Source organism: Acinetobacter sp. 'aerobic (ED)' (assembly GCF_904886855.1).
Taxonomy (GTDB): domain Bacteria; phylum Pseudomonadota; class Gammaproteobacteria; order Pseudomonadales; family Moraxellaceae; genus Acinetobacter; species Acinetobacter courvalinii.
In genome coordinates, this window is record NZ_CAJHGI010000009.1 from 100,745 (window position 1) to 113,603 (window position 12,859).

A 12,859-nucleotide genomic window follows, 5' to 3' on the forward strand; every position below is an offset into this window, starting at 1 on the left:
CGGCTATCGATTATTGACCTTTACGGTTACTGAGTTTCTGACGAATAAAACCAATCACACCCGGTAACACACTGATAATAATGATACCGAAAATCAGGTGCGTGAAATTATCCTTTACAATCGGCATGTTGCCGAATAAATAACCCAATGTAATAAACGATGCAATCCAGCAGAACGCACCAATCACGTTATAAGTCAGGAAGAACTTATAGTTCATGCTGCCTGCACCGGCAACAAAAGGTGCAAAAGTACGGGCAAAAGGCACAAAGCGGGCGAAAATAATGGTTTTACCGCCGTGGCGTGCAAAGAAATGCTGGGTTTTGATCAGGTGCTGTTTATTGATAAAGCGTGAATTGGTTTCAAAGACCCGCGGACCAATATAACGTCCAATATGATAATTTACGGTATCGCCGAGTACGGCAGCAATAAATAATAAAATACCGAGTACCCATGGATCCATGGCACCTGTTGAAGCGGCGAGTGCCCCTGCTGCAAATAACAGGCTGTCACCGGGTAAAAATGGCATCACCACCAGACCGGTTTCAACAAAGATAATTAAAAATAGGATGGCATAAATCCACACGCCATAATTGGTAATAAATTCTAAAAGGTGTTCGTCAACGTGCAGAATAAAATCAATGAGTTCCATGAAGATGTTAACACTGTAAATGTGAGCTAAATCCTAGCAGTGCCTCTATAGAATGTCAGTATAAAAAGCAAATTAATTGGTAACTTTGCAGGGGGGTGAGGGGAGGGAGCACATTCAGATCATGCTTTTATTGTTGCAAATAAAGAACGATATGTTAACTAATTTGGTATTTATTGCATAATTAAAGATACATAAACTTGCTAACATGTTAAAAAACAAACCGTATGGGATCAACCATGTTTAATCCGAATGTTGTTTTAAAAAATATCGTAACGCAAACTGGCGTAGCAAATGGTGTTATTTTGGTTGCACGTTTATTGCTCGCTTATATCTTTCTTGTGGCTGGCTGGGGCAAGATTGTCGGCTATGCAGGCACCGCTGGCTATATGGAATCCATGGGTGTTCCGGGTGCTCTATTACCCTTAGTGATTCTGGTTGAGTTTGGTGGTGGCTTGGCCTTACTATTTGGCTTCCAGACCCGCTTTGCATCATTGGGCTTAGGTATCTTTAGCATTCTCACTGCATTCATCTTCCATGGTGGGCCAGATGATGCGATTAACTTTATGAAGAACTTTGCAATGGCAGGTGGTTTCTTCGCGTTAATGCTGTATGGCGCAGGCCGTTTCAGTCTGGACCATCTCATCGAAAAATAATCAAAAAATCCTAAAGCCCGCGCTGAGACGCGGGCTTTATTTTGTCCGTACATAAAGTTCACGCTTGATTACAAACTTAAGCCGACATGCACCTCTATTTCTGTTTAGATCATAAGTCTTGAGAATAAAACAGGAGATGACATGAAAAAATTCATCGCAAGTTGCGGGATTGTGATTTTAGCGGGACTATCAACCACGAGCTGGGCAGGTAAAGATGACCACGTGATTGTGCAGGAAGCGGCAAAGAATGTGGTAACGGTCAGTCAGGTGGCAAAACTTGCCGATGAAACCGGCATTACGCTCACGGGTCAGATCACCAAACAATTAAAAGGTGATCACTATGAGTTTAAAGACAAGAGCGGGACCATTGGAGTCGAAATCGATGATGACATCTGGCGTCAGGCCCAGCTCAAAGTCGGTGATCATGTCCGTTTGGTTGGCGAAGTCGATACGCATCGTTATAAGCCGACCGATATTGAAGTGGTCAAAATTGAAAAACTTGCCCATTAATTAAAAAAAAGGAAGCCTAAGCTTCCTTTTTTACTATCTTTCATTACTTTAAAGCATAAAGTGAATCTGCATTTCCCCAACCAGAAAACCCAGTACCGCACCGACAATAATCAAAGACCATTCATCTTCTTTAAAGGCCGGGCGCAGCATGCCTTCAAACTCTTCCGGACTCAGTTTTTGCATGCGCTCAACCAGAGTATTACGCACGTTCATGGCATCTTCAGCATAAGATTCCACGTAGCGCATGGTGTCTGGAAGCTGTTTTAAAATCCGCTCCGCCACATCAGCTTTCAGGTTTTGATATTTTTCACCGCCAATGGCGTAGACCACCAGTGGGCGAACAATACCGGCCTGTAAATCAATTTCCTGTTTGACCTGACGGCTGACCAGTTCGATGACTTTGTCCGAATGGGTGCCGGAAAACAGCTCTTCCATCATGTTACGTGAGGTGAGGAGCTGTTTTGAAATCAGGGCTGCATAATCAGCCGCCACTTCATTCTGACGTTTAATGAATAAACCTTGCCAGGTATAGCCCATAATCTTTTTCGGATATAAAGGGCGGAACATCATTTGCAGCGCCATCCAGTCACTAAAGAAACCGACAAAGCCACCAAACATCGGCAACATCCATGGATATTTACCTTGTGTGACGATCCAGCACAGCATCTGCACCACACCAATCGCGAAACCAAATACAAAACCGACATTACTAAAGAACTTGAATTCCTGTTTGCCAACTTTTTTAAAGATTTCATTCAGCAGGCGTTTATCTTTGAGCAGGTTGTTGACCACCATATGTTTGATATCGAAGTACTTGGCCACATCTTTCTGTACTTCACTCATGATGTGTTCAACAATTTCCGGGGCTTTGGCCTGAACCCGCTTGATCAGTCGCTGACGGGCAAACTCTGGCATGCCTTCCCATAAACCCGGCTGGTATTGCTGCGCGACTTCACGGGTAATATCTTCGGCAGCCGCCATTAACGGTTTTTCAATTTCCTGAGCAATACGTTTGGGGTCGAGTCTGGCAAAGATTTCTTCAGGTTTGATGAGTTTGGAGGTCATCAGCTCAACGGCTGTAGTTGCCATTTTCTCAGCTTTGCGCGGCACGATCCCTTGCCATCCGAGTGGAAGTCCAAATAATCTCAACCCTTTAAATTCGAGGGGAGAAAACATCATTTGAATGGCAATGACTTTGGTCACATAACCAATAAAGCCGCTGATAAATGGAATGGAAATATATAGCCAGAAATTTTGGTGAAAATCCGCAATCATTTCTTGAAACATTATTTTATTGGTCCTTCAAGTCCTAATTGTTGCTCGTAGTCGGGCAAGCGCTAGATGATAGTAAAATGTTTTAGGACCTTGGTGATTTACCAAGACCTTGTGATGCTTAATTACCTTTTTATTTTTCCTTTCATTCAGGACATCACAATCGCATAAAAAGGCAATGATGCTGTCGATTGAATACCTGTCCGTGGTAATCCCTATTTCGAGTCATCATCTTAGCACCAATTTTTGTTTTGTGTTGAGCAGAATAGGCAAGAATTGTTGATTTAACTCTCCTTATTCTGGAGGTATTTATGGAATTTTACTTTAAATTTCAGTGCCGATTTTCAGGTCCAATTAAAAAACAAGATAGATGATGAATTGCGGTGCGTCAAAGCGTGAAAAATGTTAGAATGTGGCGCTTAATTCATTTGCCTTTAAGATGAACCATGACGACCAATACTCAAATTACTGAAGATCGTATCCTTATTCTGGATTTCGGCTCTCAATATAGCCAGCTCATTGCACGTCGTGTACGTGAAGCGGGTGTCTATTCTGAAATGTATGCATTCGATATGTCTGAAGAAGACATTCGTGCGTTTAATCCGAACGGGATTATTTTATCAGGTGGCCCTGAGAGCGTACATGAAGAGGGAAGCCCACGCGCACCGCAAGTGGTATTTGAATTAGGCGTACCGGTATTGGGTATTTGCTATGGTTTACAAACCATGTCTGAGCAACTTGGCGGTAAGGTAGAGCCGGGCACAGTGCATGAGTTTGGTTATGCGGAAGTTGATATTCTGGTCCGTGATAAATTGATCGGTAACTTGCAAGATCGCGAAAACCAGCTCCATGTCTGGATGAGTCATGGCGATAAAGTCAGTGCGATTCCGGAAGGCTTCCAGGTGACTGCAAGCACGCCAAGCTGTCCATTTGCTGCAGTAAGTGATGAAGCACGTCGTTTCTATGGCGTTCAGTTCCACCCAGAAGTGACTCACACCGCTAAAGGTGCTGAATTACTGTCTAACTTTGTTCATCAGATTTGTGGTTGCCGCGGTCTGTGGACCCCTGAGCACATTATCGATCTACGTGTAGAACAGTTACGTGAACAAATCGGTGATGAAAAAGTTCTGTTAGGTTTATCAGGTGGTGTAGATTCATCAGTGGTTGCTGCGCTGTTGCATAAAGCCATTGGCGATCAGTTAACTTGCGTATTTGTAGACAATGGTTTACTTCGTTTAAACGAAGGTGATCAAGTGATGCAAATGTTTGCAGACAACATGGGCATCCGTGTAATCCGTGCACAGGCTGAACAACGGTTCTTGTCGGCATTGGCAGGTGAAGTTGATCCTGAGAAAAAACGTAAAATCATTGGTCGTGAATTTATCGAAGTCTTTGCTGAAGAAGCGCGTAAACTGGATGGCGTGAAATTCCTGGCGCAAGGTACGATTTACCCAGACGTGATCGAATCTGCTGCAAGCAAGCAAGGTAAGGCACACGTGATCAAATCACACCACAACGTGGGTGGTTTACCAGAAGATCTAGCCTTTGATCTGGTTGAGCCATTACGTGACCTGTTCAAAGATGAAGTCCGTAAATTAGGTACCACGCTTGGTTTACCGCATAGTATGATTTACCGTCATCCATTCCCGGGTCCAGGTTTGGGCGTGCGTATTTTGGGTGAAGTGAAGAAAGAATATGCTGATATTCTTCGTCTTGCAGATGACATCTTTATGCAAGAACTGCGTGACAGCGGCTGGTACGACAAAACTGCTCAAGCATTTGCGGTCTTCCAACCGGTGAAATCAGTCGGTGTTGTCGGTGATGGCCGTCGTTATGCATGGGTGATTGCACTTCGTGCGGTTGAAACGGTTGACTTTATGACAGCCCGTTTTGCGCACTTGCCATATGAACTGGTTGATAAAATCTCAACCCGTATCATGAACGAAATTAAAGATGTTTCACGTGTTGTATATGACGTGTCATCTAAACCACCAGCTACGATTGAGTGGGAATAATTAAATGAAAAGGCAGGATGAACATCCTGCCTTTTTTTATGCGATTGTTAAAGAGGTAAAGCATGTCCGAAACCTTGCAACTGGAACAGTTAACAGGATATTTACAGCAGCTTTTGGGTGAATCCCTCTTTGCCATTTATCTGTATGGATCAGCTGTTGATGGCGGGCTAGGTCCAGAAAGTGATCTGGATGTTCTGGTTGTGCTGAGTCAAGCAATCACACTTCCGCAACGACAGCAACTGGCAGAAACCTTATTACAAATTTCGCACCCGATTGGTGCTGCACATCGTGCACTTGAAGTCACCATCGTACGCAAAGACCATATTCTTTCGGGAAGTTATCCCCTCAGCTACGAACTACAGTTTGGGGAATGGTTGCGGGATGAGTTAAGCCAAGGCGATATACTTAGCGAACATGCAGACCCAGATCTGAGTATTTTGCTGAAGAAAGCGCAAATGCATCACCAAACCTTGTTTGGGCCAGATCTAAATTCTTGGTCGGTTATGATTCCGGATCAGCAACTCTGGCAGGCGATGGCAGATACCTATCCATCGATAGTGGCGCATTGGGATGAAGATGCGGATGAGCGTAACCAGATTTTGGCCTTATGCCGTATTTATTTTAGTTTGGTGACGAATGAGATTGCACCTAAAGATCAGGCTGCGCAATGGGTGATTGCTCAGTTACAACCGCAACATCAGCCTGTTTTGCAGCGAATGGTGCAAGAATATAAAGGTGGGATTGAAAAGCAAAACTGGCAACAACAGCATCATGCTTTACAACCTGTTGTTGATTTCCTGACTTCAAAAATTGATGAACAGTTTAGACAGAGAGGCTTATTAAGGATTGATGAATAAAGAAGTTATTTGCAATTTCTTAATCAAATTCATTCTAGCAAAAGCACCAAAGTGCTCTTTTTCTATTTTGAAAAATCATCTATTCCTCATTTTATATAATTTAAGACATATCCAACTTGCTGAAGCAGAAGCTTGATGATTAATCAACGATTAACAATTTAGCTCCTTTTGAAGTAAAAGACTGATGAGGTTCTGAATGATCACCCACTTGATAACTCATGCCTGAGGTTAAAATAAATTTCCTTCCATCTTTTAATCTGCTTTCTAACTCGCCTTCCAAACAGAATAAGATATGACCTTTTTCACACCAGTGATCAGCTAAATAATTAGCAGAATACTCAACGAGTCTTACTCTAATTCTATTGCCTTCTTCACCAAAATATTGTGTTCTCCAATATGCTATTCCTGTTTCACCATAATGCTCTGTTTTTTCTATTTGAGCCCAATCGGTTATTTGAAATGGGAAAGGTGCAATATTCATATCATTTTTACTCCATACATTTAATTATTTTTACAGCAATGACCAAAATAGTTCAAATCGTTCTATTCAGCCTAAAAGCTAAAAAACGCAACCTTAAAAATTTTTTATAAAAAATAATTTATTAGATATCAAAATCTTAAAAATTAAAGATATATCTTAACTTGCTATAAGATATATTAAGATATATCTTAATATGCATAAATTAAGCAATCCGAGAACAATAAAGATGAAACAGGCATCAGCTCATCACGGCAGCCAAGGTGATCTTCAGCATGCAGAGCAGCATCGCTCAGGCCGCCGTGGACGCCTTTTTGAATCAGGCCGCATGAAACTTTTGGTCCTGCATCTCATTCAGCAAAGTCCAAAGCATGGCTATGAAATCATTAAAGAAATTAGTGATCTGGTCGGCGATGGCTATTCACCCAGTGCAGGGACTATCTATCCCACCCTGACAGCTTTGGAAGAGATGAATTGCATCTCGTTGCTTGATGCTGAACGTAAGCAATATCAGATTACCGACTATGGCGACAGCTATTTAAAAGAGCAGCAAGACATGCTGTTGGCACTTCTACAAAAGCTGCGACTAAGACGTGAAATTCACAATAATGACCAGCTGATAGATATTCACCGTGCCATGGAAAATCTCAAAACCGCATTACGTTTAAAACTGAATATCGCGGACTTAAAGCCCGAGCAAATTCACCAGATTGCAGAGCAGATCGATCAGGCCGCGATTGCCATTGGGCGGCTATAGACGGGAATGAAAGCTGTTAGGGCGACAGCAAAAAAACAAACAGGTGCAATTGCTGCGTTCATTAAAAATAGTATTTAACCCATATCTGGTTGGCCTGATGCAGGTCGAAATTAAGAAGAGTGCCTAAGCATTCTGGAGTAGAACGATGAAACAACATCAATATCATGTGACTGTACAACACTTAAAAGATAACAAAGGACAGGCGTCGACCTATACCGAACGTCTGGAATTTTATACTGGCAATCATGATGACATTTTCGAGATTGTTGAGCGTTTAAAGAAGGGCGAGTTTTTTGATGATCAAACCACCAAATCATTTGCAGTGGGTTTAAAGCTGTTTAGTGAAGTCATGCTGGAACATCGTGATCATCCACTCTTTGAAGATTTCTGGCCGCAGTTTGGTCAGTTTATGAAGCATCTTAAACAGCAAGTGAAGAAATAGAGATGAAACTGTACACCTCGAACAATCTGATTTTATGGAAGCGCGTTTAATATGCAGGAATTGAAAATAACCCCACGCCTGATCAGTAAATTGCCTGCCAAATATGCCGCCTGGATTTTGCCGCTGATTTTATCTTTTTTAATGAGTGGAGCACTGTCGTTTGTGAATATGTGGATGAGCCTAGGGTTTATTCCAGAATTTCTGCATAAATGGTCAGCGACATGGATGTTTTCTTGGTTGATTGCTTATCCGTTGGTGCTGGTTTTACTGCCATTGGTCCGGCGTCTAACGGCTTTGATTGTCGACATGCAGCCTAAATAATCGTTGATTGGTTCAGTGCTAAAGATAAGTTCTTATGCCATGTGGGACTAAGATTGTCTCATGCATGACACTCTGCGTATTACCAAAAGACTATATTGAATGGGGGTGGTATTGTTAAGATCAATAAAACGACTCATTGCAATGGCATAGGTAGAAGAGAGCAATATCATGAGCAATAATAACGAATACGATATTTCTGATTCAAAAGACTGTGAAACGTATATCAATCAATTTATTCAGGAATTTACCATTCGCTCGGCTGAAATTGGGAAAGGAACCGTGATTAAGCGGGCTTTACCGAGCCGCCAGAAGCGCTTGGTGGGTGCCTGGTGTTTCCTTGATCATGCGGGGCCAGTCAGTTTTCCGGCGGGCGATGGTCTGGATGTAGGACCGCATCCGCATATCGGTTTGCAAACCTTTACCTGGATGATTGAAGGCACCATGATGCATACCGACAGTCTGGGTTCAAAACAGTTGATCCGTCCTAAACAGGTGAACCTGATGACTGCCGGTCGCGGTATTTCGCATACTGAAGTGGCGCCTGATAGTGAAACCAAAATGCATGCGGCGCAGCTCTGGATTGCCTTGCCTGATGATAAGCTCAATATGGACCCTAAGTTTGAGCATTACCCTGAATTGCCAGTGGTCAGCCAGGATCAGGTTGAGTTTACCGTACTGGTCGGTGACTTTCTGGATACCACCTCACCTGTGCAGGTGCATACCCCTTTGGTCGGCGTTGATTTAACTGCACAAGCCGATACTAAAACCCGTATTCCACTTAATCCAAAATTTGAATATGCCTTTATGGCTTTAGAAGGCACAGCGCGTGTAAATGGGCATGAACTCACCGCTGATAACATGGTGGTGCTGGACACTGGATTGACCGAAATTGAGGTCGAGTTAAGCCAAGGCCATCGCTTGCTGTTAATTGGTGGTGAACCGTTCGAGTCACCAATCCTGCTATGGTGGAACTTTGTAGGTCGTACCATGCAAGACTTGCAGCAAGCTCGCGAGGACTGGATCAATCATGATGCACGTTTTGGTGAAATTCCTGATTATCAAGGCAAGCGCTTAGAAGCGCCGGTATTACCAGACCAGATGAGGGCGTCAAAATGAGCATCATTGCCAGCAGTAAAGTCCTGACCTTGCCTGAACCCTGGAAAGGAGAGGTCAGTAGCGGCACACATCAGTTTCTTACCGATAAGCCAGAACAGTTTGGTGGGCATGATACAGGCCCTGCGCCGTATGATTTCCTGACGGCCAGTCTGGCCTCGTGTACCATGATCACCTTGCGAATGTATGCGCAGCATAAGCAGATTGATTTGGGTGAATTTACGGTTGAGGTTGATTTTCATACCAATCGCGAGCAGCAGGAGCGTATTGAACGCCGAGTTGTATTCCGGCAACCTGTGTCACAGGACTTACAAGAAAAACTTCTCAACGTCTGTAGTAAAACTCCGGTGACTAAAACTTTGTTACGTAGTTTAGACATTCACACCATGATTCTTTAAGACTAAAGTGCTATTGTGCTTGGGCAAAACATAATTCTAAGTGCAATTGTGAGAGGGACCTAAAATCGCAATTGCACAGCAAAAAAGCAGGCACAAAAATGATTACCTTACATTATCTACAATGCTCACGTTCGTTTCGTATCCTGTGGGCATTAGAAGAACTTGGGATGGATTATCAGGTTGAGTATTATCAAAGGCTGCCGAGTTATGGGGCACCAGAGAGTCTCAAGAATATTCATCCTTTGGGTAAAGCACCGATTCTGGTAGATGATGACGAGGTGATTGTAGAGTCTGCCGTGATTCTGGATTATTTACAACAACAGTATGATTCTGAAAAACAATTCAAGCCAACATCCGACAAAGACCAGCGGCAGTATGCTTACTGGATGCACTATGCTGAAGGTTCTTTAATGCCTTTGCTGGTGATGACCCTGGTGATGAATAGTGTTAGCAAGCATGTACCTTGGGTAATTCGTCCGATTGCAGAGAAAATTACCGGTGGGGTAAAAGCCAGTTTTGTTCGGCCACGGGTAAAAGAACATATTCTGTATCTTGAGCAATATTTATCAGAACATGATTATTTTGCGGGTGACTTTTCTTTTGCGGATATTCAAATGGCCTTTCCACTGATTGCCATTCAAAATCGCTTGCATGGCAAATATCCGAATATTCAGGCTTTTGTTCAACGTGTTCAGCAACGTTCTGCCTTTCAAAGGGCGGAGCAGAAAAGCTTGCATTCGCAGTGCGCCTAAAATTGAAGATGAAAAAGGGGAGCACATTGCTCCCCTTTTTTAATCGGTATCTGTTTAGCGTTTGATCACAATCGAATCAATGCCACTATGTTGTAAGGTTTGTTGCGCTGCAAGTGCTGAATCCTGACTATCATAAGGGCCAGAGAACACACGATACCAAGTCTGACCATTTTCCACACTTTTCACCACATCTGCAGACAAGCCATTCAGGATAATTTCGGCACGACGTGCATCGGCACTGTCAGGATCCGGATAGCTGCGGACTTGTAAAATATAAGTTGCGTGTGCCGGCGCAACCGGTTCAGCTGGCGTGAGACCTGCTGGATCTTCTGCTGCCGGGGCTTCAGGTTTTGGCGATTCAATGATTACCACATTCCCTTGCTGTTTGGTCTCAGGGACTGCCTGTTCAGGAATTGGAGTCACTTGCTGTTGAGGCAGCAAATCATAGAAACGGTAATCTTTATTGGTGTTTTCTTCCTGGTAATGCTCGGAAGTGACCTGATTTTTGGTCGGGACAGGTTGCCAAGGCTGCCAAAGCATCAGCATCACAGCTACGCATAGGATCGCAAGAATAGCGACAAGCATTCCTAACCACTTCGGAATGAGTGGTTTTTTAGGCTTGTTTGGTCGTTCAGATACACCACGTTGCGTTTTTCCAAACACCGGAAATTCCTCTTGATCCTATTGATTTATTTGTAACTTGAGTTTACTTAAAAACAAAGCATTATGTTTAAAAATAATGCTTTGTTTACCATATTGTTTAACAACGATGGCTTAAGTTTACATGGCTTTAAGCTTTGCTGATTACATCGTCTCAGGCGCTGATACACCGAGCAATTCCAAGCCATTGCGTAATACTTGCTGGACGTTGATTGAAAGCAACAAACGCGCTTGTGTCAGTGCCACATCATCGCCCAATACTTTATGTTCATTGTACCAAGCATGGAACAGGGCAGCTAACTCTTTAAGATAGTTACCAATCTGATGCGGTTCGTAGGCATTGGCTGCACGTACCAGAATATCTGGATAAGCGGCAAGTTTAGACAAGATCTCGGTTTCAGCATCGAGTTCTAAACGGTTGGCATGTTCGCGTGCTGCGCTGAGGTCGAAATTAAGACCAGTCGTCGCTGCTTTTTCTAACATACGGCAAATACGTGCATGCGCATATTGGATGTAATACACTGCATTATCTTTGCTTTGTGAAACGGCAAGGTCAAGGTCAAAGTCGATGTGCTGTTCAGATTTACGCATCACATAATAGAAACGCGCGGCATCATTACCCACTTCCTTACGCAAGTCACGTAAAGTCACGAACTGACCTGAACGCGATGACATTTGCACCATCTCGCCGCCACGCCATAAGCTCACGAACTGAACCAAAAGTACGGTGAGTTTCTTCGAATCATAACCCATTGCATCAATGGCAGCTTTTACACGTGAAATATAACCGTGGTGGTCTGAGCCCCAGATATCAATCAGGTCGGTATAGCCACGTTGTAATTTATTCAGGTGATAAGCGATGTCAGAGGCGAAGTACGTGGTTTGACCATTGCGACGTTTGACGACACGGTCTTTTTCATCACCGAATTCGGTTGATTTAAACCAGATGTTGCCGTCTTTTTCGTAGAGGTAGCCACGTTGATCCAGTGTTTCAAGTGCTTCATCAATCTTGTCAGTCAATGAGTCTTCGCTGAACCATTTGTCGAAGGTTACACCAAAGTCAGCCAGGTCATCTTTGATATCATCCAGAATGGCATGTAAAGCTGCCTGATGGAACACGCGATAAGCTGCACCCAAGTGTTGTTGCGAGTTCGCAATCAAACCATCAATGTGCTTTTCTTTATCGCCTGAAAGCACAACTTTATTGCCTTCAGCATCAAGTTCTTCAGCATATTGCACATCTTCTGGTACATCTTTATAGATGTCAGCAACGGCACGAACGTGTGCATCGCCATCTTTATCAATAATTTCCTGTGCGATTTCTTTAACGTAGTCGCCTTGATACGCATTCTTCGGGAAAACCAGTGTTTGCCCGGTCAATTCTAAATAACGTAAATAAGTTGAAGTCGCCAAGATATCCATCTGACGGCCAGCATCGTTGACATAGTATTCGCGGTCAACTTTTGCACCCGTTGCTTCGAGTAAGTTCGCAACGGTCATGCCATACGCTGCACCACGACCATGGCCGACATGCAGGCTAGAGGTCGGGTTTGCCGACACAAATTCGACCTGAATTTTTTTAGTCGCGTTGGCCTGACTACGACCGTAGGCATCTTTTTGTGCCTGAATCTGGTCGAGCACCGCATAGCGCTGGTCTGCATTTAAAAAGAAGTTAATAAAACCCGGACCTGCAATTTCTGCTTTGGTAATGTCTGCCACTTCTGGTAGTGCTGCCAGAATTTTTTCAGCCAGATCACGTGGTTTCATGCCCGCGGCTTTAGAACCGATCATGGCAATATTTGAAGCAAAGTCTCCGTGACTTCGGTCTTTGGTACGGGTTAAATGGCTCGTGTTGGTCCAATCTGAAGGGAGTACACCTTGCTGTTGCAGGGTTTGTACCGCATGATCAAGAGCTGCTTGTATTGCCGTATTCATAGTTACCGAAAATAAATGTCGCGGAAAAACGTCAAATATAACAAATT

Annotated in this window: 15 protein-coding genes; 10 read left to right on the forward strand and 5 right to left on the reverse strand. The window is 43.5% G+C overall.

Features of this window, described 5'->3' with window-relative positions:
- Window positions 1-10 precede the first annotated feature (10 nt).
- Window positions 11-649 carry a DedA family protein gene (locus JO943_RS16535; RefSeq protein WP_005228354.1) on the reverse strand — a complete coding sequence of 213 codons (639 nt, stop codon included), beginning with the start codon at window positions 647-649 and terminating at the stop codon, window positions 11-13.
- Window positions 650-885: 236 nt separating this feature from the next.
- Between JO943_RS16535 and JO943_RS16540 the strand changes: the two genes are divergently transcribed.
- Together JO943_RS16540 and JO943_RS16545 are read left to right on the forward strand one after the other, a co-directional pair.
- Window positions 886-1,302 carry a DoxX family protein gene (locus JO943_RS16540; RefSeq protein WP_202741350.1) on the forward strand — a complete coding sequence of 139 codons (417 nt, stop codon included), beginning with the start codon at window positions 886-888 and terminating at the stop codon, window positions 1,300-1,302.
- A gap of 141 nt (window positions 1,303-1,443) precedes the next feature.
- Window positions 1,444-1,812 carry a NirD/YgiW/YdeI family stress tolerance protein gene (locus JO943_RS16545; RefSeq protein WP_005228356.1) on the forward strand — a complete coding sequence of 123 codons (369 nt, stop codon included), beginning with the start codon at window positions 1,444-1,446 and terminating at the stop codon, window positions 1,810-1,812.
- A 48-nt stretch (window positions 1,813-1,860) separates the two neighbouring features.
- Here the strand turns inward: JO943_RS16545 and JO943_RS16550 are convergent, their stop codons facing one another.
- Window positions 1,861-3,087 (reverse strand): DUF445 family protein, encoded by a 1,227-nt coding sequence (locus tag JO943_RS16550; protein WP_171062171.1) that lies wholly within the window; start codon window positions 3,085-3,087, stop codon window positions 1,861-1,863.
- 443 nt (window positions 3,088-3,530) lie between these two features.
- On the opposite strand from JO943_RS16550, the gene guaA reads away from it, so the two are divergent.
- Entirely contained in the window at window positions 3,531-5,099 is a 1,569-nt protein-coding gene (gene guaA, locus JO943_RS16555) for a glutamine-hydrolyzing GMP synthase (protein ID WP_005228357.1), read from the forward strand.
- Window positions 5,100-5,161: 62 nt separating this feature from the next.
- Window positions 5,162-5,956 carry an ANT(3'')-II family aminoglycoside nucleotidyltransferase gene (locus tag JO943_RS16560; RefSeq protein ID WP_032870968.1) on the forward strand — a complete coding sequence of 265 codons (795 nt, stop codon included), beginning with the start codon at window positions 5,162-5,164 and terminating at the stop codon, window positions 5,954-5,956.
- A gap of 139 nt (window positions 5,957-6,095) precedes the next feature.
- Here JO943_RS16560 and JO943_RS16565 read toward each other — a convergent pair whose 3' ends face one another.
- Window positions 6,096-6,437 (reverse strand): DHCW motif cupin fold protein, encoded by a 342-nt coding sequence (locus JO943_RS16565; protein WP_202741351.1) that lies wholly within the window; start codon window positions 6,435-6,437, stop codon window positions 6,096-6,098.
- A gap of 226 nt (window positions 6,438-6,663) precedes the next feature.
- On the opposite strand from JO943_RS16565, the gene JO943_RS16570 reads away from it, so the two are divergent.
- The 6 genes from JO943_RS16570 (at window position 6,664) to JO943_RS16595 (ending at window position 10,217) form a co-directional block, all read left to right on the forward strand.
- Window positions 6,664-7,191: a PadR family transcriptional regulator gene (locus JO943_RS16570; protein ID WP_032870971.1), complete on the forward strand. Its 528-nt coding sequence runs from the start codon at window positions 6,664-6,666 to the stop codon at window positions 7,189-7,191.
- 145 nt (window positions 7,192-7,336) lie between these two features.
- A complete protein-coding gene (locus JO943_RS16575; RefSeq protein WP_005228360.1) occupies window positions 7,337-7,633 on the forward strand; it encodes a DUF3861 domain-containing protein in 297 nt (98 codons plus the stop codon).
- 51 nt (window positions 7,634-7,684) lie between these two features.
- Window positions 7,685-7,954, forward strand: a complete 270-nt coding sequence (locus JO943_RS16580; protein ID WP_005228361.1) for a DUF2798 domain-containing protein — start codon at window positions 7,685-7,687, stop codon at window positions 7,952-7,954.
- 168 nt (window positions 7,955-8,122) lie between these two features.
- A complete protein-coding gene (locus tag JO943_RS16585) occupies window positions 8,123-9,070 on the forward strand; it encodes a pirin family protein (protein ID WP_005281263.1) in 948 nt (315 codons plus the stop codon).
- Window positions 9,067-9,465 (forward strand): OsmC family protein, encoded by a 399-nt coding sequence (locus JO943_RS16590; RefSeq protein ID WP_032870975.1) that lies wholly within the window; start codon window positions 9,067-9,069, stop codon window positions 9,463-9,465. The genes JO943_RS16585 and JO943_RS16590 overlap by 4 nt, the downstream gene beginning before the upstream one ends.
- 98 nt (window positions 9,466-9,563) lie before the next feature.
- Window positions 9,564-10,217 (forward strand): glutathione S-transferase family protein, encoded by a 654-nt coding sequence (locus tag JO943_RS16595; protein WP_150956781.1) that lies wholly within the window; start codon window positions 9,564-9,566, stop codon window positions 10,215-10,217.
- A 54-nt stretch (window positions 10,218-10,271) separates the two neighbouring features.
- Here the strand turns inward: JO943_RS16595 and JO943_RS16600 are convergent, their stop codons facing one another.
- Window positions 10,272-10,880, reverse strand: a complete 609-nt coding sequence (locus JO943_RS16600) for an SPOR domain-containing protein (protein WP_150956778.1) — start codon at window positions 10,878-10,880, stop codon at window positions 10,272-10,274.
- A gap of 141 nt (window positions 10,881-11,021) precedes the next feature.
- Window positions 11,022-12,812: an arginine--tRNA ligase gene (gene argS, locus JO943_RS16605; protein ID WP_005281252.1), complete on the reverse strand. Its 1,791-nt coding sequence runs from the start codon at window positions 12,810-12,812 to the stop codon at window positions 11,022-11,024.
- Window positions 12,813-12,859: the final 47 nt, after the last annotated feature.

Coding starts and splice junctions, on each gene's coding strand:
- argS (WP_005281252.1), bottom strand. CDS start 12,812: ATGAATACGGCAATACAAGCAGCTCTTGATCATGCGGTACAAACCCTG.
- JO943_RS16575 (WP_005228360.1), top strand. CDS start 7,337: ATGAAACAACATCAATATCATGTGACTGTACAACACTTAAAAGATAAC.
- JO943_RS16570 (WP_032870971.1), top strand. CDS start 6,664: ATGAAACAGGCATCAGCTCATCACGGCAGCCAAGGTGATCTTCAGCAT.
- JO943_RS16585 (WP_005281263.1), top strand. CDS start 8,123: ATGAGCAATAATAACGAATACGATATTTCTGATTCAAAAGACTGTGAA.
- JO943_RS16540 (WP_202741350.1), top strand. CDS start 886: ATGTTTAATCCGAATGTTGTTTTAAAAAATATCGTAACGCAAACTGGC.
- JO943_RS16545 (WP_005228356.1), top strand. CDS start 1,444: ATGAAAAAATTCATCGCAAGTTGCGGGATTGTGATTTTAGCGGGACTA.
- JO943_RS16580 (WP_005228361.1), top strand. CDS start 7,685: ATGCAGGAATTGAAAATAACCCCACGCCTGATCAGTAAATTGCCTGCC.
- JO943_RS16560 (WP_032870968.1), top strand. CDS start 5,162: ATGTCCGAAACCTTGCAACTGGAACAGTTAACAGGATATTTACAGCAG.
- JO943_RS16535 (WP_005228354.1), bottom strand. CDS start 649: ATGGAACTCATTGATTTTATTCTGCACGTTGACGAACACCTTTTAGAA.
- JO943_RS16565 (WP_202741351.1), bottom strand. CDS start 6,437: ATGAATATTGCACCTTTCCCATTTCAAATAACCGATTGGGCTCAAATA.
- JO943_RS16590 (WP_032870975.1), top strand. CDS start 9,067: ATGAGCATCATTGCCAGCAGTAAAGTCCTGACCTTGCCTGAACCCTGG.
- JO943_RS16550 (WP_171062171.1), bottom strand. CDS start 3,087: ATGATTGCGGATTTTCACCAAAATTTCTGGCTATATATTTCCATTCCA.
- JO943_RS16595 (WP_150956781.1), top strand. CDS start 9,564: ATGATTACCTTACATTATCTACAATGCTCACGTTCGTTTCGTATCCTG.
- guaA (WP_005228357.1), top strand. CDS start 3,531: ATGACGACCAATACTCAAATTACTGAAGATCGTATCCTTATTCTGGAT.